Genomic DNA, 20,218 nt, shown 5'->3' on the forward strand with positions numbered 1-20,218 from the left:
GTAGCGCTCATGAAGCTGTCGCAAGTGACGGACTGCCGGCGGATATGTCGTGCGAGCTGACCAATGCGCGGGTGAGTTGCCGGAGATTCACGGTTCCGATTGGCTCGCCCTTGTCTCCGACGACGACGATATCCTCGTCCGGGCCGGACACGAGGGTTCGCACGGCGTCTTCGATGGTCGTACGAGCCGAAATCGTTTTACCGGGGTGCTGCACGCCGGCTTGAGCGGGGCTCATAACCGCCTCGACATGAACCACGCGTCCCCTGTTCACCTCTTTGACGAAATTCGCGACATAGTCGTCGGCCGGCCGCAGGACGATGTCCTGGCTCGTGCCCTGCTGTATGATTTGTCCGTCCCGCAAAATGGCGATCTGATCGCCGAGACGAAGCGCCTCGTCGAGATCGTGGGTGATAAACACGATCGTCTTCTTGATCTCCTTTTGGAGGTCAAGGAGGACGGTCTGCATGTCCATGCGGATCAAGGGATCGAGCGCGGAATAGGCTTCGTCCATCAGAAGAACGGGCGCGTCGTTGGAGAGCGCACGCGCTAGGCCGACGCGCTGCTGCATGCCGCCCGACAACTGATTTGGATATTTCTGCTCGAAGCCGTTGAGACCGACGCGTTCCAACCATCTCATGGCAGTGTCGACACGTTTTGATCGGTCCATGCCCTGCACTTCGAGGCCGAACATGGCGTTGTCGAGCACATTGCGATGAGGCAGAAGCGCGAATTTCTGGAATACCATCGCGGTCTGATGCCTGCGGAACTCGCGCAGTTCGCTCTCGCTCATCTTCACCACATCGACACCATCCACCAGCACTTCCCCGGCCGTCGGGTCGATCAACCGGTTGATGTGCCGGATCAAGGTCGATTTTCCCGAGCCGGAAAGGCCCATGATGACTTGAATGAAGCCCGATGGGATCTCGATGTTGATGTCACGCAATCCGAGAACGTGGCCATGCTTCTCGTTGAGCTCAGTCTTGCTCAGTCCCTTTTGAACAGCATCGATATATGCTTTGGGGTTTGGACCGAAGATCTTGTAGAGATGCTTGATCTCGATGCCGCCGAAGTGATGGTCAGCCATGAATGGTCTCCCGGTGCTTCTGGAGCCGCTTGCCGTAGGACTGACTGACTCGATCGAAGATGATGGCGATGCCGACAATGGCAAGGCCGTTGAAAATGCCCAGGGTGAAGTACTGGTTGGCAATTGCCTTGAGCACAGGTTGGCCAAGCCCCTGAACGCCGATCATGGATGCAACCACGACCATGGCGAGAGCCATCATGATCGTCTGGTTGATGCCTGCCATGATCGTGGGGAGGGCGAGCGGCAATTGCACCTTGAACAATTTCTGCGAATTCGAGGTCCCGAATGCATCCGCCGCCTCCAGCACGTCCCTGTCCACCAGCCGAATTCCGAGATTGGTGAGCCTGATCATCGGGGGAATGGCGTAGATGACCACGGCGATGAGGCCGGGAACCTTGCCGATCCCGAGCAACATGACCACTGGGATGAGATAGACGAAACTCGGCATCGTCTGCATCACGTCGAGGATGGGGTTGACCACCTTCTGAACGCTGTCCGAGCGCGCCATCAAAATGCCGATGGGGATACCGATGGCAATGGAGAGCACCGTGCAGACGAAAATCATGGATATCGTGTGCATGGTATCATCCCACATGTCGAAATAGCCGATCAGCAGGAGAGTCACGAGACAGCCCAAAACCACCTTCAAGCTGCGGCTCGCAAACCAGGCGATCGCGAGGATGATTGCGATAATGATCGGCCATGGCGTTTGCGTCATGAAGCGATCGGCCGCGATCAGAAAATGTTGCAGAGGAGAAAAAAAGCTTTCGATCGCGTCGCCATAGCCGCGGGTGAATGTTCGAAAGCCGTCATCGATCGCTTTTTTCAGGGTGCGAAGCGCATCGTCGTCCATATGTGGGAATTTATAAAACCATTCCATTTTTTGTTCCCCTTTTCTCAAAGGCAGCCGTGGCGGTTTTTTTATTTTATCGCCCGGTAAGAAGCGGTGCGCTATCCGCGCACCGCATGCTTACGATTATAGAGCAGCTTCGACTTTCTTAGCCGCTTCCGGCGAAACCCACTTGGTCCAGACGTCCTTGTTTTCCTTCAAGAACTGCTTGGCGCCGTCTTCGCCGCTCGCCTGATTGTCGGTCATCCAGGCCATCAGCTTGTTGACGGTGTCATTGCTCCAGGAGCGCTTCTTGAGGTAGTCCATCACGTCAGGGCCGGCCTTTTCGGAGAAGGACTTCGCAACCAGAGTTACGACATGGTCCGTGGGCCAGGCATTCGGCTTCGGATCGGGGCAGTCAGCCACGGTGTTGCAGCGCTTCCATTCGGCCGCATCGGCAGGCACGCCGGCATCGAGCTTCACCATCGCATATTTGCCGAGAAGAGCGGTCGGTGCCCAATAGTAGCCCACCCAGCCTTCCTTGCGCTCATAGGCCTTGGCGATCGAGCCGTCGAGGCCGGCGGCAGAACCGGTGTCGACCAGCGTGAAGCCCGCCTTCTGAGCTCCAAAGGCCTTATAGAGCTGCGAGGTGACGACCGTGCCGCCCCAGCCCTGCGGACCGTTGAAAATGGCACCCTTCTTGGCGTCTTCCGGATCGGGGAAGAGTTCGGGATGCTTCAGCATGTCCGGGATTGTCTTGATGTCCGGATGAGCGTCGGCGATATATTTCGGGATCCACCACCCTTGAACGCCGCCGTCGGGAAGCGGCGAGCCAACTTGAACGATGCGCCCTTCCTCGGTTCCCTTCTTGACGACATCGGGAAGAAGATCGATCCAGGCTTCCGGCGCGATATCCGGCTGGCCCTTTTCAGCCATGGAGGTGATCGTCGGGACCGTGTCGCCGACAGTGATCTCGGCGCTGCAACCATACCCTTCGTTGAGGATGATCTTGTCGAGGTTCGAGAGAACCTCCGCGCTTTGCCAGTTCATGCTGGCGATGGTGACGCTCCCGCATTCTGCGGCGCTCGCATACGAGGCGCCCCCCAGCAGGCCAAACATCATGCAGGTCGAAGCCAATAGTTTTTTCATTATCGTTCCCTTTGTTTTGCGGCACATCTTGGCGAGCGGGGCGCCGCATAAACCCGCTCTTGCGGTTGTCAGGATGCGTCTCCCATACTTACCGATTTGATAAAGGCGGCGGCCAAACCCTTCGAAACTGCGGAATTGAAACCGGCAGCGCGCATTTCTTCGATCGCCGCCGCGGTCGTGCCCCGGTAGTCGATAAAGGTGCGCACGATGTCGCTTGGACATTCTTCGCGTTGCTCCAGCAGACGACCGGTCCCTGTCAGCAGAGCAAGGACAGCTCGTCGAGCCACATCGGCGGCAAGACCATGCTCCACCGCATCGTCCATCATCGCTGCGGCCAACAATGCAGGAAAGGCAGGCCCAGAACCAGTGAGGCCGGTCAGGTAGTCGATGTCGCGCTCGCTAGCCACCTCGTCTTGAACGCCGCAAGCGTCAAAGATGGCCCGGACGATCGCACGGTCATCTTCGCCCACGCCGCTCGATGCGATCCATGGCGTGTAGGACTTCGAAACTTCGGCTGCCGCATTCGGAAGCGTCCGCACGGCGCGTTCGGTCCGGTGATGTGCACAGAGCGCTGCGATACGAATGCCCGCCATGACGGAGATGACGAGTTTGCCGCCCGCGTCGACCAATATTGCGGGCCAGTCTTCCGGTCGTACGGAAAGAATGATCACATCCGATCGATTGGCGAGCTCCTGATTGTCCATCGTCCAGAATGAACCGGCAAAACGCTCCGGCCTGCCCCGGCGATAAGACAGCGAGAGGTCTACAGGGCTGACGATGCCCGCCTCGAGAACAGAAGCGGCAATGGCACTGCCGAGCCAGCCGGCCCCGCCAATTATGCCAATTCTCAACGAGCCGCTCATTGTCCGCCTCCTCCTAGTCGGGCTTGTATCCATGCCTTGCGTAGAAGCGATCAAGCTCCCGCTGCTGCGGGACTTCGCCAGTGTAGATCGCAATGTATTCCGGGATTCTTTTCATACGGAGGGCGATGTCTTCGTTGGACTGCATGGATATATATCCGATCTGCACCAGATAGGTGGTTCGAGCGCGGACATCGGCCGTGATCTCCGAAAGGCCGAAACGCATAAACATGCGGCAGAGCGCCTCCATGCGGGCCCTGTCGGCCTTCTGAACTTCGGCGAGAATTTCCTCCGACTGGAGTGCCCAGCTTCGAACGGCGAATTCGAACTTGCTGTCGAAGAGCTTGTCGTTGAGCCAGCAATCGAAGACGTTGAGCATCGCCTCCGCGAGCGATTCCGCGTAAGCTTCGGATTGCTGAACGATGCCTCCCGTATTCTTGTCCCGCCAACGCGCTATCAGCGACGCCAGCAATTGTTCGCGGTCCTGGAAGAACCAGTAGAAGCTTGTTCGCGAGAGGTTCAGTCTCTTCGCCAATGGAAGAATCTTGACCGAGTCGACACCAGACGAGAGCAAAGAGTCATACGCGGCTTCCAGCCACGCCTCCTGTGATCCCCGCCAGCCACTGTCATTCAGAGTTTGCTCCATGAGACATCTCCTAGCAAATTGTTAAATGTCGCACAAGAAAAATGTACATATGTGTCAATGATAATGACTTTGGTGTTTTAATTATTGACACATATGTACATTATGCTTAGCGTCCCCGGTCGACATACGTAATCTGGAGCACGGCACATGTCGAACGATCCTCTTCTTCAGCCCTATCAGCTTAAGCACCTCACACTGCGCAATCGCATCATCGTGACGTCTCACGAGCCCGCATATCCTGAAGACGGTATGCCGAAAGAACGGTACCGCGCCTACACGGTGGAAAGAGCAAAGGGCGGCGTCGCCCTGACGATGACGGCCGGATCCGCTGCGGTTTCGAGGGACAGCCCGCCGGTTTTCAACAACCTGCTCGCCTATAAGGATGAGATCGTTCCCTGGATCCGGGAAATGACGGATGCGGTTCACGAGCAGGGTGCTGCGATCATGATCCAGTTGACGCATCTCGGGCGACGGACGCGCTGGGACAAGGGCGACTGGCTGCCGGTCGTGGCTCCGTCGCATCACCGCGAGGCGTCGCATCGTGCGTTTCCGAAGAAGATCGAAGATTGGGATATCGAACGCATCATCAAGGATTTCGCGGACGCCGCCGAACGGATGAAGGCGGGCGGTATGGATGGCGTCGAGCTGGAAGCCTACGGCCATCTGATTGACCAGTTCGCTTCGCCGCTCACCAATGAACTCGATGCCCCTTACGGCGGCTCGCTCGAAAACCGCATGCGCTTCTGTTTCGATGTCTTCAAGGCCATGCGTAAACGGGTGGGCGACGACTTCATTCTGGGCGTGCGCTACACCGCCGACGAATGTCTTCCCGGCGGCACCAGCAAGGCCGACGGCATCGAAATTTCGAAGCGCCTGAAGGAAAGCGGCCTCATCGACTACCTGAATATCATCCGCGGACATATCGATACGGATCCTGGCTTGACTGACGTTATCCCGATCCAGGGCATGGCTAATTCGCCGCATCTCGATTTCGCCGGCGAGATTCGCGTCGCGACGAATTTCCCGACCTTCCACGCGGCAAAGATTCCGGATGTTGCGACGGCTCGCCATGCCATTGCAGCCGGAAAGGTCGACATGGTCGGCATGACCCGCGCCCACATGACCGATCCGCATATTGTCCGGAAGATCATTGAGAAGCGCGAGGAGGACATCCGTCCCTGCGTCGGCGCGAACTACTGTCTCGACCGCATCTATCAGGGAGGCGCTGCCTACTGTATCCACAACGCCGCGACCGGCCGCGAGCAGACGATGCCCCACATCGTCGCAAAGGCGGACGTTCGAAAAAAGGTTGTCGTCGTCGGCGCCGGTCCTGCCGGTCTCGAAGCAGCCCGCGTGGCGGGGGAACGCGGGCACGATGTCGTCGTCTTCGAGGCTGCGCCGCATGCGGGCGGGCAGATTCGACTGACCGCCCAAAGCGAACGCCGCCGGGAAATGATCAGCATCATCGATTGGCGCATGAGCCAATGCGAGAAATACGGCGTCAGGTTCCATTTCAACACCTGGGCGGAAGCGGAAACCGTTAACGCGGAGAAACCCGACGTCGTCATCATTGCGACAGGCGGCCTGCCGCATACGGAGGTTCTGTCGAAGGGCAACGAACTCGTCGTGTCCTCGTGGGACATCATCTCCGGCGACGTGAAACCCGGCACGAACGTTCTGATCTTCGATGACGCTGGCGATCATGCGGGCTTGCAGGCTGCCGAATTCCTGGCAAAGGCGGGAGCGAAGGTCGAGATCATGACGCCAGACCGCTCGTTCGCGCCGGAAGTCATGGCGATGAACCTCGTTCCCTATATGCGCTCGCTGCAGAAGCTCGATGTCACCTTTACGGTTACGTTCCGGCTGGAATCCGCCGAGAAGAATGGCAATCAGATCGTCGCCCATGTCGGAAGTGACTATGGCGGCATCGCCAAGCAGCGCCACGTCGACCAGATCGTCGTGAACCACGGCACTATCCCGCTCGACGAGCTGTATTTTGAGTTGAAGCCGCTTTCGAGCAATCTCGGCGAGATTTCGCACGACCAGCTCCTTGCCGGAAAGCCTCAGTCAGTCAATCACAATCCCGAAGGCAAGTTCCAATTGTTCCGCATCGGTGACGCCGTGGCCGCCCGTAACACGCATGCGGCGATTTACGACGGTCTGAGGATTGCGAAAGACATCTGAGATCGAGAGCCCGTCGCGGATCTGTCTGGGGAGGAGACGGAATGGTTGAAAGAAGTGAATATCTCCAACGATTTGTCGATGCTGCTTTCGTAGCCTTCGACAAGTTCGCTGGGGATCCGGAGGCTCGCCGCTCGATCCCGCAGATCTTTGCAGCCTTGAAACATCCTGGACAGCAGCGCGAAGGTCTTGGCAGCCGCCTAGCTGTCTGCGAGCTGCTGCCCGCAGCGCTTTCCATCCAGACATCGGATCCTGCCTTGCGGCAATTGATCGACTGCTTCAAAGGCGTCGAACGCAAGCTCGAATGGCACCGAAAGACGACGCGTGTTGATACGGCCAGCGAGAACTTTGCAGATGGCCATGCGAACGCGATGATCATCGGCCCCGGCGGGCTTGAAGAGCGTAACGATCTCTGGCTTGGCGTCACCTTGATGGCGCCGCATGTGCGCTATCCGGATCATGATCACGCGCCGGAGGAAGTCTATCTTGTCCTGTCCGAGGGCGAGTTCCGGCAAGGGGACGGAGACTGGTTTTCGCCTGGGATTGCCGGGTCGTTCTACAATGTCCCGCAAATCAAACATGCCATGAGGTCGGTCGACACGCCTCTCTTCGCCTTCTGGGCACTGCTTGCTGAACGGCCGCATTGAATGCGCAACAATCTTCGGAACAAATAAAAGGGGTCCGCCATGAAAATTCTCGTCCCAGTGAAGCGGGTTGTTGATTACAACGTCAAGATCCGGGTGAAGCCGGATGGCACGGGCGTCGAGCTCGCCAACGTCAAGATGTCGATGAACCCGTTCGACGAGATCTCGGTCGAGGAAGCGCTCAGGCTGAAGGAGGCCGGTAAGGCCGAGGAAGTGGTGGTGGTGTCGATCGGTCCGGCCAAGGCCGAGGAGACGCTGCGCACCGCCCTTGCCATGGGTGCGGACCGGGCGATCCTGGTCGAGACCGACGATGCCGTCGAGCCGCTGGCCGTCGCGAAGATCCTCAAGGGTGTGGCCGATGCCGAACAGCCGGGTCTGATCATCGTCGGCAAGCAGGCGATCGATGATGACTCGAACCAGACCGGCCAGATGCTGGCGGCATTGCTCGGCACGGCGCAGGCAACCTTCGCCTCGAAGATCGAGATCGGCGAGGGAAGCGCTCAGGTCACCCGCGAGGTCGACGGCGGCCTGCAGACGATCGAGGTCAAGCTGCCGGCGGTAGTGACGACGGACCTTCGCCTCAACGAGCCGCGTTATGCCTCGCTGCCGAACATCATGAAGGCGAAGAAGAAGCCGCTCGACAAGAAGAGCCCGGCCGACTTCGGCGTTTCGACCGAGCCGCGCCTGAAGGTGCTGAAGACCGAAGAGCCGTCCGGCCGCAAGGCGGGCGTCAAGGTCAAGTCGGTCGCCGAGCTCGTCGAAAAGCTTAAAGTCGAAGCCGGTGTGCTTTAAACCAGTCCGAACGAGGAGTTAGACATCATGGCCATTCTTCTTCTGGCTGACCACGACAACCAAAGCCTGTCCGACCAGACCGCCAAGGCGCTGACGGCTGCCGTAAAGATCGGCGGCGACGTGCATGTGCTGGTGGCCGGCAAAGCCGCCAAGGCTGCCGCCGATGCCGCGGCAAGGCTCTCCGGCGTCTCCAAGGTGCTGCTCGCCGAAAGCGACGAGCTTGCCAACAATCTCGCCGAGCCGTTGGCCGATCTCATCGTGTCGCTGGCGGCAAGCTACGACACCATCCTGACGGCCGCGACCTCGGTCGGCAAGAACGTCATGCCGCGGGTTGCCGCCCTGCTCGATGTCGCCCAGGTCTCGGAAATCATCGAGGTGGTGTCATCCGATACCTTCAAGCGGCCGATCTATGCCGGCAATGCCATCCAGACGGTGCAGGCAAGCGACGCCAAGCGAGTGATCACCGTGCGCACCGCCTCGTTTGCCTCGGCCGCAGAGGGCGGTTCGGCTGCGATCGAAGCCATCCCGGCGGTCGCCAATCCCGGCCTGTCGACCTTCGTCAAGGACGCACTGTCGACCTCGGACCGTCCGGAACTGACCTCTGCGAAGATCATCATCTCCGGCGGCCGCGCCCTCGGTTCGGCGGAGAAGTTCAAGGAAGTGATCCTGCCGGTTGCCGACAAGCTAGGGGCTGCCGTTGGCGCTTCCCGCGCTGCCGTCGATGCCGGCTATGCGCCGAACGACTGGCAGGTCGGCCAGACCGGCAAGGTGGTGGCCCCGCAGCTCTATATCGCCTGCGGCATTTCCGGAGCGATCCAGCATCTGGCCGGCATGAAGGACTCAAAGGTCATCGTCGCCATCAACAAGGACGAGGAGGCGCCGATCTTCCAGATCGCCGACTACGGCCTCGTCGCCGACCTCTTCGAGGCATTGCCGGAACTCGAAAAGGCGCTGTGATCGCGCCGATCGACATTACTGGACCACTTGAACGCGAGGCTGGCGCGTTGCTCATACCACCGCTGAGCTTAAGATGGCTTTCACTGAGGGAGGAACATCATGATAGCCGCGATCGTCATGACAGCAACGGTGGCCCAGCCAATTGATTTCGCGGCGTTACCTATGGATCTTAACTCGGCGAGAGCCGAGCGACTTTGACTTTTGTCAACTGCCGCGACGCGCCCGCAAAGATTCTCAGCCATTCGCGCATTCCGGTTCTCGTTTATCGCTGAGAGAACAGGAGCTATCCATTCTGCGAAAACTATCCACATCACGCAACCGATGATGCCCATCGCGTTATAGAAAACATTTTATTAACGGTTGCAGATGTTGAATAGGCTCAGCGACCAAACGTCTCGGAGGATGCAGTTTTCTGCAACTGTGACACCAGCGTCGCTTATTTCCGCTCGAATGAATTGCGGCGGTTCCTTCCCATGAAAACTCGAAACATCGGCATGAAGCCTCCCCGTTTCATATAATCAGGAGCTTGTTGTGCCGCCCTCTTCAGCCATCACTGCCAATGGCACCAAAGACGAGCCCTTGCGGAGAAAAGTGGACATGCCGCACACTGGGCCGAATGCGCCTGTCGAAGTTGCTGCCGAAATAATGCTTGGATACCTGCGCAACCGCATGGTCAATGTCACAAACTATCTTGAGGCGCTCTGTGCGCAAACGCTTCGCGAAGCCCATGGCGCCACCACGTTGTCGCCGGTTGCCAGCGATAGTTCTTTTTCCCAAATTCCGTGAAATTGTTTCGCATGCAGCGGAGACCCTTTCTCCAACGATGAACTCCGCGGACGCGAAACCTATTCGACGGCTTGTCCATTTTCGGGCATGACGCCCGTTCCACAACAATGAGGTGATAGGGAAGTTATTGAAACTGTTCCTATTCTTTCCCACACCGTCAATCAAAGCCGCCGCGCTCAGCGGTTTGCAATCTCACTTTCACTTTGAAGAGGCTGTTGCCATGTCCAACATCAGGCATTTCAGAACATCGCTTAAGATATCGATCATCTTCGCCATACTGCTCGTCGTCGCTTGCACGGTGAACCTGCTCAATTATCGCAGCATCCATTACGTCGATCAGACGAATACCTGGATACAGCACACCAATGACGTGCTGCGCGCCACCAACGGCGTGCTGCTGAGCATGGTGAACCAGGAGACCGGCGTTCGAGGGTTTCTCGTCTCCGGCAAGGACGATTTTCTCGCGCCATATCGCAATGGTATCAAGGACTATGAAAGCGCCTTTGCGCAAGTGAAGGAACTTACGGCCGACAATCCTGCTCAGCAGCAACGGCTCGCGGCACTGAACGAGCGCGCACAGGGTTGGCGCAACGACGTCGCCGAAAAGGAGATCGCGCTCATGCGCGAGCCTAAGACGGTGGAAGAGGCTCGATCGATGGAAGCAGGCGGCGCCGGCAAGAGCTACATGGACGGCTTACGGGGGTTGATCAACGAGATTCAGGACGCCGAGCGGGCTCTCATGGTCGAACGCAGCGCCGCCGGAAAGGCTGCAGTATCCTCGTCGGATTTGGTGAGTATCGGTGGCTTGATCGGCATGTCAGCCTTCGCACTGATCGCCGGGTTTGCCCTCTATCGCGGCATTGCGACACCGATTGCCAATACGACGAACATCATGCGCGCCCTTGCCGACGGCAATCTTGATGTCGCGGTACCCTTCACCGATCTCAGGAACGAACTCGGCGAGATGGCGCGTGCGGTCGAGGTGTTCAAGCAGAGCGGCATCAAAGTGCGCGAAATGAACGCGCAGGAGGCGGCCTTGCAGGCCAAGAGCGCCGACCTGCAGTCGAGCATCGGTCAGGTCGTCTCGGCGGCGGTTGCCGGCGATTTCACCCGCCGCATCACCAAAGACTACGACAATCCCGACCTCAATCGCTTTGCCACGCAGGTCAACGAACTGGTGACCTCCGTCGACCGTGGCGTTGCCGAAACCCGCCGTGTCATCGCGGCGCTGGCCGAAGGCGATCTGACGGACAGCATGCGCGGCGATTTCCAGGGTGCCTTTGGCGAGCTCCGGGATAATGTCAATCAGACGATGGCGAATCTGCGGGCGGTGCTCGGCGAGGTACGGGCAGCCATCGACACGATCAACAGCGGCGCCGGCGAGATGAGAACGGCTTCGGGGGATCTGTCCAAGCGTACGGAACAGCAAGCCGCCTCTCTGGAGGAGACCTCCTCCGCGCTGGAAGAGATCACCGTGGCGGTGAAGAGCTCGACCGAGCGGGCGCTGGAAGCGAGCCACATGGTCGATGAAGCAAGGCGCAGCACCGAACAGTCGAGCGCCGTCGTCAAGGACGCGGTCTCGGCAATGGGGCGCATCGAGCAGGCCTCCGGCGAAATTGGCCAGATCATCAACGTCATCGACGAGATCGCCTTCCAGACGAACCTCCTGGCGCTCAACGCCGGTGTCGAGGCGGCGCGCGCCGGGGATGCCGGCAAGGGCTTTGCCGTCGTCGCTCAAGAGGTGCGCGAACTGGCGCAACGCTCTGCCAATGCGGCCAAGGACATCAAGACGCTGATCTCACGTTCGGGCGGCGAGGTCGAATCCGGCGTCAAGCTGGTTACGGCGACCGGCGAGGCGCTGACGCTGATCCAGGGCCATGTCGTCAAGATCAACGAGCATGTCCATTCGATCGCCACGGCCGCCAAGGAGCAGTCGACGGGACTTTCCGAAGTCAGCACCGCCGTCAACCAGATGGATCAGACCACGCAGCAGAACGCGGCGATGGTCGAGGAATCGACGGCGTCGACGAACAGACTCGCCGACGAGGCGGCAAACCTCGCCCGGCTGATCGCCCGCTTCAGGCTCGACGGCGGACAATCGGCGCCGCGCGCTGCGACATCCGACAACCGTCCGGTCGCTTCGCCCGCCCGGGCGCTCGGCCGCAGGCTCTCAAGCGCTTTCTCCGGAAATGCCGCACTGGCCGCCAAGAGCGAGTGGGAGGAATTCTGATGAGCGAAATCGAAGCGGTCATGAGTCGCCGGGAGACATTGGAGATCATCGCCTTTCACCTCGGTGATCAGCAGTTCTGCATCAGGACCACTTCGATCCGGGAAATCCGGGGATGGGCAGCGGCAACGCCGCTGCCCCATGCCCCACCCGAGATCATGGGCGTGATGAACCTGCGCGGCACAGTTATTCCGATCATCGATCTGGCCGCCAAACTCGGCATGCGCAGCCATATCGATAACCGCCGCGCGGCAATCGTCGTCGCCGAAGTCGGAAAGAGCACGGTCGGCCTGGTGGTCGATCAGGTCTCCGACATCCTGTCGATCTCGGCCGATCTCGTTCAACCCTTGCCAGCTTTCGCTCGAACCTTCGATTCCGCTTATGCCCACGGCATTATCCCGCTCGACCGGGGCATGGTCTGCTTCCTCAATCTCGATCAGATGTTCGCAAACCTCGAAAGTGCAGTAGAGCTTACCTAGGCTCAAGCAGCCCGGCGCATAACTAACGGCAGACCCAGGCGTATCCTTGCTGGAGCTGCGAAATGGGGAAGCTCAAGGCGTCTTGACTGTGAGGCGCATTATCCATGGCAATGCGGACCGAGCAAGCTTCCGCGCCTGCCGCTTCCCGGCGGATCGACTCGATATGGGCGATGACAGCCGCGAAAGCCATTTCTGGTGAGAAGTCCGACGGTCGCAGGCCCGCGCCTGCGACATGCACCCGCTCCTGCGGCCCGACAATATCAGCTCAGGCTCGAGGCAAATTTGTCCCAGCCTTCCTTGACCGTTTCCATCGCGACGTTGGTGGATGTGCTTGCAACGTGCGGCAGGGTCGAAATCCGCTCTCCCAGCACTCGACGATACCGTCCGATATCGCGCGTCCTGATTTTGAGCAGGTAGTCGAACCTGCCGGCGATCATGTGGCACTCCTCGACTTCCCTGATCTTCTTCACGGCATCGTTGAAGCTTTTGAGAGCATCCTCCCGCGTGTTCGAAAGCTTCACCTCCACGAACGCGATGTGGTCGAGCTGCATCTTCGCCGGATTGAGGACCGCTTTGAACCCTTCGATGTATCCGTCATTGATGAGCCTTTTGAAGCGAAGCTGACACGGCGTCTTGGATAGGCCGACGCGGGCGGCCAGATCGGTGATCGACAGCCTGCCATCCTGGGCCAACGCTTCGAGGATCTTCCTATCGAATTGGTCTAAATCACTAAAAAAGTTGGCTTCACTAGGCACAATTTCAGCTCCAGGCGGCAATAATAAGTGCATATAACCTGAAAATCGATGTTTTCAAGTGAGAATGGCGCCGCCCTGCCGTGCTAGATTTCGGCAGGATTTGGAGGAAGTCGTCATGGCACCGCCTGCAAAGCAATCGGCATCTGAATGCGGCATCGAACAACACTATGATTTGAGGTTTCCGATGACACATGAGACAATTCGCCAGCGTCAGGAGATTGACCTGTCCGCAAACTATCGGCCTATCGCTCTCTCCGCCGTAAAGGCCGCAGTCAGCGTCATGCCGACGAAGAACCAGGACGAGCCGCGGAAGGATTCCCTGAAGCTTCTTCTTCCGGAAAATCTCCCGGAATCCTAAGCGCTGAAAGCCTTCGATCCAGATCACCATCGCCAATAGGTTTGCAAATGCTCAAAGTCGTCGCCGACATCGCCAATTCCGACCCCAATTCGCCCCAGCCATTTGCGCAATTCGCGCCTCCGATCAAAGAGCAATCCGACCTGCGCAGAGCGATCACGGCCGCCTATCGCCGCCCGGAGACCGAGTGTTTGCCTCCGCTTGTCGAGGCGGCAAGGATTCCCGCCGACATAAAAGCATCGGTACGGGCGACGGCCCGCAAGCTGATCGAGGCGCTCCGTGCGAAGCATAAGGGCACGGGCGTCGAGGGTCTCGTTCATGAGTATTCGCTCTCCAGCCAGGAAGGCGTAGCTCTCATGTGTCTTGCCGAGGCGCTCCTGCGCATTCCGGACACGGCGACCCGCGATGCCTTGATCCGGGATAAAATCGCGGAAGGCGACTGGAAGTCCCATATCGGCGGCGGACGTTCGCTTTTCGTCAACGCGGCGACATGGGGCCTCGTCGTCACTGGAAAGCTGACAGGGACCGTCAATGACCGCAGCCTCTCCGCCGCTTTGACGCGGCTGATCGCCCGCTGCGGCGAACCCGTCATCCGCCGCGGCGTCGACATGGCGATGCGCATGATGGGCGAGCAATTCGTCACCGGCGAGACGATCGAAGAGGCGTTGAAGCGCGCCCATCCCCTTGAGGTACGAGGCTTCCGCTACTCCTATGACATGCTCGGTGAGGCAGCGACCACGGCTGCCGACGCCCGCCGTTACTATCGCGACTATGAGAACGCCATTCATGCGATCGGAAAGGCTTCCGGCGGTCGCGGCGTTTTTGAGGGTCCTGGCATTTCGATCAAGCTCTCGGCTCTTCATCCGCGCTATGCCCGCACGCAGTCGGACCGCGTCATGGGAGAGCTGCTTCCCCGCGTTCGCGAGCTGGCGCTGCTCGCCCGCAAATACGATATAGGCCTGAACATCGATGCCGAGGAGGCGGATCGCCTCGAACTGTCGCTCGACCTGCTGGAAGAGCTTAGCTTCGACCAGGAGCTCAAGGGCTGGAACGGCCTGGGCTTTGTCGTCCAGGCCTACGGCAAGCGCTGCCCCTTCGTGCTCGATTACATCATCGACCTCGCCCGTCGCTCCGGCCGGCGCATGATGGTGCGGCTGGTGAAGGGCGCCTATTGGGATGCCGAAATCAAGCGAGCTCAGCTTGATGGTCTTCCAGACTTCCCTGTCTACACGCGAAAAATCCACACGGATGTCGCCTACGTCGCCTGTGCCCGCAAGCTGCTCGCGGCGATCGACGCCGTCTTTCCGCAATTCGCGACCCATAATGCCCAGACGCTGGCCACCATCTACCATCTGGCCGGCCCGGACTTCCAGATCGGCAAATACGAGTTTCAGTGCCTGCATGGCATGGGCGAACCTCTTTATGACGAAGTCGTCGGTAAGCAGAAGCTGGATCGCCCGTGCCGCATCTATGCCCCGGTCGGCACGCACGAGACGCTGCTTGCCTATCTGGTTCGGCGCCTGCTCGAAAACGGCGCCAATTCCTCCTTCGTCAACAGAATCTCGGATGCGAATGTCTCGATCGACGAACTCGTGGCCGATCCGGTCGATCTCGTCGAAGCAAACTCGCCGGTTGGCAAGCCGCATGACCTGATCGCCCTGCCTCGCAATCTCTATGGAGGCGAAAGGCAGAACTCGTCCGGAATCGATCTTTCGAACGAAGCCGAACTTGAGGCGCTTGCGGCCAATCTTGTCGCGACGACGCAACAGTCATGGCACGCTTTTCCTCTCCTCGCCGACGGATCTGTCGAGGGAGAGACGAGACCTATCCTCAATCCTGCCGACCACGGCGACGCCGTCGGCCAAGTGACCGAAGTCGGGATCGATACCGCTGCGAAGATCGCCCGGCTTGCGGCAGAGGGTGCGCAACAATGGGCTGCCGTTTCTCCGGCAGACCGCGCCGCGTGCCTCGAGCGTGCCGCCGACATTATGCAGTCGCGGATCGAGACGCTGATGGGCATCATCATGCGTGAGGCAGGCAAATCGGCGGCAAACGCGATCGGCGAAGTGCGCGAAGCGGTCGACTTCCTTCGCTACTACGCCGCGCAGGCGCGCCGAACGCTCGGCCCATCGCACGCGCCGCTTGGCCCGATCGTCTGCATCAGCCCGTGGAACTTCCCGCTCGCCATTTTCACGGGCCAGGTCGCGGCGGCGCTGGTCGCCGGCAACTCGGTCATGGCGAAGCCGGCGGGTGTCACGCCGATCATCGCATTCGAGAGCGTGAAGATCCTGCATGAGGGGGGCGTACCCAGGGGCGCACTGCAGTTCGTGCCGGGCAGCGGCCGCCTTGGCGCCGCGCTGATCGACGCGCCGGAGACCGCGGGCGTCATGTTCACCGGCTCCACCGGCGTCGCGAGGCTTATCCAGGCGCAGCTTGCGAAGCGACTGTCGAAGTTTGGAAAGCCGATCCCGCTGATCGCCGAGACTGGCGGCCAGAATGGCATGATCGTCGACTCGTCGGCCCTGGCCGAGCAGGTCGTCGGCGACGTCATCGCATCGGCCTTCGACAGCGCCGGTCAGCGCTGCTCTGCACTGCGCGTCTTGTGTTTGCAGGAGGAGATTGCCGACCGAACCCTGGACATGCTGAAGGGCGCGCTCCAGGAACTGAGTATCGGCCGGACGGATAAGCTCAGCGTAGACGTCGGGCCAGTCATTACCGATGAGGCCAGGGCGGAAATCGACGCCCATATCGAGAAGATGCGCGGCCTCGGCTGTAAAGTGGAGCAGTTGCCGCTGCCGGAGGCCGCGCCGCTCGGCACCTTTGTGCCGCCGACCATCATAGAGTTGAAGACGCTTTCGGACCTGACGAAGGAAATCTTCGGCCCCGTGCTGCACGTCATCCGTTACCGCCGCCAGGATCTGGACCGGCTGATCGACGATATCAACGGCTCCGGCTATGGCTTGACGTTTGGTCTGCATACACGCCTGGATGAGACGATCGCCCGTGTCACCGGGCGGATCAAGGCCGGCAATCTCTATGTCAACCGCAACATCATCGGCGCCGTCGTCGGCGTTCAGCCATTCGGTGGACGCGGACTTTCGGGAACGGGGCCGAAAGCGGGCGGTCCGCTCTATATCGGCCGTCTGGTCCAAAAAGCGCCGGTTCCGCCGCAGCACAGCTCCTTCCATATCGATCCCGCGCTTTCGGATTTCGCCCTCTGGCTCTCCGGAAAAGGCCAAAGCGACGACGCCGAGACAGCACGCGAACTCGGGAGTCTTTCCGCGGTGGGTCTCGAAAAGGAACTTGCCGGCCCTGTCGGCGAACAGAACATCTACGCACTCCATCCCCGCGGTCGGGTGCTTCTCGCTCCCGCAACGGAGCGAGGCCTGTATCGCCAAATCGCGGCGGCGCTCGCGACCGGCAACCACCTTGTCATCGATGAAAGCACCGGACTCCGTTCATCGCTTGCCGGCCTTCCGGAGAGCCTAGCCGCGCGTCTGGCATGGACGACTGACTGGAATGCCGATGGTCCCTTTGCCGCCGCTCTGGTGGAAGGAGACGCAAAACGGGTCCTTGAGATCAACCAGCGGATCGCCGCGCTTGACGGGCCGCTTGTCCTTGTCCAGTCGGCGACGACGACGGAGCTCGAGAGCGATATCGAGGCCTATTGCCTCAACTGGCTTGTCGAGGAGGTTTCAACCTCGATCAACACGGCTGCCGCGGGCGGCAATGCCAGCTTGATGACGATCGGATAAGTCCCTTACATCTGGCGGCGGCCCTCGAAATGCCGGGAGCCGCCGCGGTTCATCCAAAACGATCGCTGTCTCGATGGGCAGCGCCAAACGCGTCCCGCCAAGGGCTTTTGTCGTTGGCCTACTTGTAGGTGATCGTGTTGCCGACCCTTGGACGATTGAAGAAATGGCGATCGAAGGTGTAGCCATCCGTGCCGGTAACGGACGCAAAGAATGCCGAGACAGGGGTTGTCAATGTATATTGCACCCGCGTTAGCACGACCTGAACGCCGGTTTCCTGTATCGTCGAAGGTATAGCGATTGAGCTTGTCGTGCCGGAGCTAAGGGCTGTCGTATTGAGCGCGGCAGACCAGTTGACCGTTGCGCTGCCGGTGCTGCTGATATCGTTCACCGAGACCGTGATCGTAAGCCCCGTGGTGTCATAAGGCTGCAGGATGAAGCTGGCGCCGGTAAGAAGCTTTGCGACATCAGCTTTTGTCCAGGTGCCCTGCTGTGAAATCATGTCGCCCGTAGTGGAGGCGATCTCATCCATCTTTCGGCTGACCGTGAGCGCATGGCCGAGATCAATCGCTCCAAACAGCAGAACCACCAAGAGCGGCAATACAAGAGCGAATTCCACCCCCGAGGCCCCCGACCGATCGCGCACCAGGCATTGAACGCAGAATTTGGGGATGCAGAATTTGGCCGAGCGGCGAGAGGACAGGCTCCGTTTCGGGATCATGTTAGAAGGGCTCGTTGCGGAACAGAACGGAAGAGCCGAGCAGATAGCGGCCATCGGATAGCTCGGCGCTTGACAAGGTGAAAAAATTGACGACGGCGGTCCAGGGCAGAAATGCCTGAACGAGGATGTAGTCAGTGCCCTTGCCGATATTATAGGTTTCGGTGACGGCGAGATTGCCGCTGCTGTCGATGGGGTTGGTGCTGGCGACGGTTGATATGTCGGAAAGCACGTCGACCTTTACCAAGAGATTGCCGGAGCATTCGAACGCCAAAAGCATGTCGTCACAAATTTGGGTTTTGAAATCGGCCAATGTGATCTTTGAGGAGGCGGCCTCGCCGGTACGGATCATTCGCGAGATCTTCTGCACCGAAGCATCCAATGCAGAGTCGATGAAAAACATCAGCGACACTTCGATGATCGCGAATATGAACATGAACAGCGGCAGGGCCAGGATCGCGAATTCGATCGCGGCCACGCCGCGGCGATCAGCGAGGAGACAGCGCAGAAGTGCAAACGGTTTTGCCTGCCTCATTGGGTCAGCCGGACGGATGTGAGATATTGGGTGAAAAGCGCTGACAAGCCTGTCGTGATGTCGGCTGACGATGATGCGGAAATAAACAAGCTCTTCGAAGATGCGCAGTCGGCAAGCGCATAGGGGATGTAGTCTCGCCGCGTGATGCTGGTCGATACGCCGCTATCCATGGTGCCGCCCCAAGTGCTCTTCCACTTGGCGCTCGCCATGGTCGAGCCGACAGTTGCGTTATAACCCCAGTCCGTGGTGATCGGCAGATATTCGGTATAAAGAACCGCCATGGTGGCGGACTGGTTCTTGATGTATGCACACCAGTCCGGATTGAGCGGCGCCACCTTGTTCCAGTATTTTCCAGACACGGCTGTCTTACCGCTCCATGTCACCCCGGTGGTTACCCATTCGCGCTGCGATTGCACGCCGTCCGTCAGCAGAAGAACCAATTTGAGCGGTTTGGACGAGGAGGTGCCATCGCCACCAGTCCCGACCATCTTCTTCAGCGCGGTCAAGGAAACGTCAAAATAGGTATAGGTCGTCGAGCTTGCGCTTGTGAGGCCGTAACTGTCGTCAACCAGGCGTTTGTGTGCAGTCGCGGTATCCAGCGTCGGAGCCAGAACTTCCGTAGCTGTGTCACCCAAGCTGTATAGTCCGACCTTGATTCGCTGATGCGTCTCGTCGGACGCGTTGATCATGTTGAGCACTTCATCGACTGCGTCCACGGCAACGTCAGCACGCAGCTTTATTTTCATTGTCGTACTATATTTGTAGTTGTCGGGATATGTTGCGCCGCCGACTGTGTGCGTATCGCCCGTGTGGCAAGCAAACTGACACCCGATGCCCTTGTACATTGTCTGCTGGCCTGCCGTCGTTGCCGCCAGAAGCATCGAAGGGGATTTGTCGATAACGATGTAAACGTTGAGATAGGACGTCGCCGGCCCTTCGACGGCACTTGATACACTGACAGGAACAGTCGTGATATTCGCGAGCTGCATCAAAGTCGTGGGAACAGTGCCGCTCGCCGTCGCCGTTATGCGATGGTTGGTCGTATCGATCTCGATGTCGCCGAGCGAATAACTGCTTTCCACTTGCGCATGGAACCAGTCGGACACTTTTTGCTTGAGAGCGTCGGAGTCATCGGTGTCGATCTGTTTGACGGCGGCGATTAGGGCCGCGTCAAGATCGGCCTGCATACTCTGCCTGACATTGTAGGCCCGGATGTAGTCGAAGCTCGCGCCAACGGCGAGGATCATAGGCACCATGGTAAGGGCAACAACGATTGCGACGTTGCCGCCTCTGTCTCTTCGCAGACCGCGAACGGTCTCGAAGAGCCGCCTAAGTGACCATGAAAAACCCGAGCTCAAAACCACCATCACTTATTTCATAAAATTAGTGATAACGATAACATGCCGAAGAGGGTTAATCTTTTGTGCACCCCTTGAATACTGCGGGGGAAAGTGCGCTACCGACCTGCT

At 59.2% G+C, this 20,218-nt stretch carries 18 protein-coding genes; 9 read left to right on the forward strand and 9 right to left on the reverse strand.

Annotated features, from left to right (window positions below; all coding sequences use genetic code 11):
• Positions 1-7: 7 nt before the first annotated feature.
• From QA646_RS19255 to QA646_RS19275, 5 genes are all read right to left on the reverse strand, one after another.
• Positions 8-1,084, reverse strand: a complete 1,077-nt coding sequence (locus QA646_RS19255; RefSeq protein WP_283059854.1) for a glycine betaine/L-proline ABC transporter ATP-binding protein — start codon at positions 1,082-1,084, stop codon at positions 8-10.
• The gene (locus QA646_RS19260) at positions 1,077-1,964 is read right to left on the reverse strand and encodes a proline/glycine betaine ABC transporter permease (RefSeq protein ID WP_283059855.1); all 888 of its coding nucleotides are present in this window, start codon (positions 1,962-1,964) and stop codon (positions 1,077-1,079) included. Before QA646_RS19260 ends, QA646_RS19255 begins: the two co-directional genes overlap by 8 nt.
• A 96-nt stretch (positions 1,965-2,060) precedes the next feature.
• Entirely contained in the window at positions 2,061-3,062 is a 1,002-nt protein-coding gene (locus QA646_RS19265; RefSeq protein ID WP_283059856.1) for an ABC transporter substrate-binding protein, read from the reverse strand.
• A gap of 68 nt (positions 3,063-3,130) precedes the next feature.
• Positions 3,131-3,925, reverse strand: coding sequence for a pyrroline-5-carboxylate reductase dimerization domain-containing protein (locus QA646_RS19270; protein WP_283059857.1), 795 nt, complete (start codon positions 3,923-3,925; stop codon positions 3,131-3,133).
• Positions 3,926-3,938: 13 nt separating this feature from the next.
• Entirely contained in the window at positions 3,939-4,568 is a 630-nt protein-coding gene (locus QA646_RS19275; RefSeq protein ID WP_283059858.1) for a TetR/AcrR family transcriptional regulator, read from the reverse strand.
• Positions 4,569-4,715: 147 nt separating this feature from the next.
• Here QA646_RS19275 and QA646_RS19280 point away from each other — a divergent pair, with 147 nt between their 5' ends.
• From QA646_RS19280 to QA646_RS19310, 7 genes are all read left to right on the forward strand, one after another.
• A complete protein-coding gene (locus tag QA646_RS19280) occupies positions 4,716-6,752 on the forward strand; it encodes an NADH:flavin oxidoreductase (RefSeq protein WP_283059859.1) in 2,037 nt (678 codons plus the stop codon).
• A gap of 41 nt (positions 6,753-6,793) precedes the next feature.
• The gene (locus tag QA646_RS19285) at positions 6,794-7,396 is read left to right on the forward strand and encodes a dimethylsulfoniopropionate lyase (protein ID WP_283059860.1); all 603 of its coding nucleotides are present in this window, start codon (positions 6,794-6,796) and stop codon (positions 7,394-7,396) included.
• A gap of 39 nt (positions 7,397-7,435) precedes the next feature.
• Positions 7,436-8,185, forward strand: coding sequence for an electron transfer flavoprotein subunit beta/FixA family protein (locus tag QA646_RS19290; RefSeq protein WP_283059861.1), 750 nt, complete (start codon positions 7,436-7,438; stop codon positions 8,183-8,185).
• A gap of 27 nt (positions 8,186-8,212) precedes the next feature.
• A complete protein-coding gene (locus tag QA646_RS19295) occupies positions 8,213-9,142 on the forward strand; it encodes an electron transfer flavoprotein subunit alpha/FixB family protein (protein WP_283056068.1) in 930 nt (309 codons plus the stop codon).
• Positions 9,143-9,673: 531 nt separating this feature from the next.
• Positions 9,674-9,928 carry a hypothetical protein gene (locus tag QA646_RS19300; protein ID WP_283059862.1) on the forward strand — a complete coding sequence of 85 codons (255 nt, stop codon included), beginning with the start codon at positions 9,674-9,676 and terminating at the stop codon, positions 9,926-9,928.
• Between the two features lie 220 nt (positions 9,929-10,148).
• Complete coding sequence (locus tag QA646_RS19305) at positions 10,149-12,158, forward strand: methyl-accepting chemotaxis protein (RefSeq protein WP_283059863.1); 2,010 nt, start codon at positions 10,149-10,151, stop codon at positions 12,156-12,158.
• On the forward strand, positions 12,158-12,634 hold the full coding sequence (locus QA646_RS19310; RefSeq protein WP_283059864.1) for a chemotaxis protein CheW: 477 nt from the start codon (positions 12,158-12,160) through the stop codon (positions 12,632-12,634). The genes QA646_RS19305 and QA646_RS19310 overlap by 1 nt, the downstream gene beginning before the upstream one ends.
• A gap of 260 nt (positions 12,635-12,894) precedes the next feature.
• On the opposite strand, the gene QA646_RS19315 is transcribed toward QA646_RS19310, so the two are convergent.
• The gene (locus QA646_RS19315; RefSeq protein WP_283060572.1) at positions 12,895-13,389 is read right to left on the reverse strand and encodes an Lrp/AsnC ligand binding domain-containing protein; all 495 of its coding nucleotides are present in this window, start codon (positions 13,387-13,389) and stop codon (positions 12,895-12,897) included.
• 184 nt (positions 13,390-13,573) lie between these two features.
• Here QA646_RS19315 and QA646_RS19320 point away from each other — a divergent pair, with 184 nt between their 5' ends.
• Both QA646_RS19320 and putA read left to right on the forward strand, forming a co-directional pair.
• A complete protein-coding gene (locus QA646_RS19320; RefSeq protein WP_283059865.1) occupies positions 13,574-13,747 on the forward strand; it encodes a hypothetical protein in 174 nt (57 codons plus the stop codon).
• Positions 13,748-13,794: 47 nt separating this feature from the next.
• Entirely contained in the window at positions 13,795-17,499 is a 3,705-nt protein-coding gene (putA, locus tag QA646_RS19325; protein ID WP_283059866.1) for a trifunctional transcriptional regulator/proline dehydrogenase/L-glutamate gamma-semialdehyde dehydrogenase, read from the forward strand.
• Between the two features lie 118 nt (positions 17,500-17,617).
• On the opposite strand, the gene QA646_RS19330 is transcribed toward putA, so the two are convergent.
• Genes QA646_RS19330 through QA646_RS19340 form a run of 3 tightly spaced genes read right to left on the reverse strand, consistent with a single transcriptional unit; the run spans position 17,618 to position 20,116 of the window.
• Complete coding sequence (locus QA646_RS19330) at positions 17,618-18,217, reverse strand: TadE/TadG family type IV pilus assembly protein (RefSeq protein WP_283059867.1); 600 nt, start codon at positions 18,215-18,217, stop codon at positions 17,618-17,620.
• Between the two features lies 1 nt (position 18,218).
• Positions 18,219-18,749 (reverse strand): TadE/TadG family type IV pilus assembly protein, encoded by a 531-nt coding sequence (locus tag QA646_RS19335; RefSeq protein ID WP_283059868.1) that lies wholly within the window; start codon positions 18,747-18,749, stop codon positions 18,219-18,221.
• A complete protein-coding gene (locus QA646_RS19340; RefSeq protein ID WP_283059869.1) occupies positions 18,746-20,116 on the reverse strand; it encodes a TadE/TadG family type IV pilus assembly protein in 1,371 nt (456 codons plus the stop codon). The genes QA646_RS19335 and QA646_RS19340 overlap by 4 nt, the downstream gene beginning before the upstream one ends.
• Between the last annotated feature and the right edge of the window lie 102 nt (positions 20,117-20,218).

Origin of the sequence: Rhizobium sp. CB3090 (assembly GCF_029714285.1) — a bacterium.
Taxonomy (GTDB): domain Bacteria; phylum Pseudomonadota; class Alphaproteobacteria; order Rhizobiales; family Rhizobiaceae; genus Rhizobium.